This window comes from Monashia sp. HAY1-2A (assembly GCF_056755315.1).
Genome location: NZ_JBNDHY010000499.1, coordinates 1 through 261, shown reverse-complemented (window position 1 = coordinate 261; position 261 = coordinate 1). Strand labels below are relative to the sequence as shown.

Annotated in this window: 1 protein-coding gene; it reads right to left on the bottom strand. The window is 66.3% G+C overall.

Going from position 1 to position 261, the window contains the following annotated elements; translation table 11 throughout:
* Window positions 1–261 (bottom strand): NAD(P)/FAD-dependent oxidoreductase (locus ACPYOM_RS22870; RefSeq protein ID WP_481347721.1); only part of this gene is annotated, 261 nt, incomplete at both ends.

The following is a 261-nucleotide window of genomic DNA, read 5'->3' as shown; positions in this document are numbered from 1 at the left end:
CTCCAAATCCTGCAGCCCGGGGATCGGCAGCCGGCGGTAGCGGACTCCGGTCGCCAGCAGCGCTGCCCGTGAGGAGGCAGGGCCACCGCCGTCAAATTCGGCGCGGAACCCGCCGTCCTTTAGCTCGATGGTGCGTGCCCCGCAGGCGACGTTGATCTTGACCCCGAATTTGCGGGCCTGAAGAATCACCCGTTCAGTGAGTTCGCCGCCGGAGATGCCGGCGGGGAAGCCGAGAAAATTTTCGATCCGCGGGGACGTACC